Origin of the sequence: Calidifontibacillus erzurumensis, assembly GCF_013303125.1 — a bacterium.
Classification (GTDB): Bacteria; Bacillota; Bacilli; order Bacillales; family Bacillaceae_J; genus Calidifontibacillus; species Calidifontibacillus erzurumensis.
This window is the reverse complement of the sequence record NZ_JABTTE010000079.1, coordinates 1-428: the sequence shown is the minus strand read 5'-3', so window position 1 is coordinate 428 and position 428 is coordinate 1. Positions and strand designations below refer to the sequence as shown.

Here is a 428-nt window from a genome sequence, read left to right as displayed (position 1 = left end):
GGCAAGCCTTAGACAAGCTAGCCAAAGCACAACGAATTCTTTCTCGAAGAAAGAAAGGTTCTGCACGATGGGAAAAGCAACGCCTAAAAGTAGCTAAACTGCATGAAAAAACAGCGAATCAGCGCAGAAACTTTCTCCATCACAAGTCAAAAGAATTAGCGACAACCTATGACGCTGTGATTATTGAGGATTTAGACATGAAAGGCATGTCTCAAGCCCTCAACTTTGGCAAAAGTGTTCATGATAACGGTTGGGGTATGTTCACTACTTTCTTAGAATACAAGCTAAAAGAACAAGGGAAGCAGCTTGTAAAAATAGATAAATGGTTCCCATCTACGAAAAAGTGTTCTTGTTGTGGCAAAGAACAAGAAATTGCGTTGTCTGAACGCATATATAAATGTTCTTGCGGTCTTGTATTAGATCGTGAT

1 protein-coding gene is annotated in these 428 nt (G+C 39.7%); it reads left to right on the top strand.

All coding sequences use genetic code 11. The annotated features are described in order from the left end of the window. Positions 1–428: RNA-guided endonuclease InsQ/TnpB family protein (locus tag HR057_RS16905; RefSeq protein WP_173732673.1), on the top strand; the 428-nt coding region annotated here is incomplete at both ends.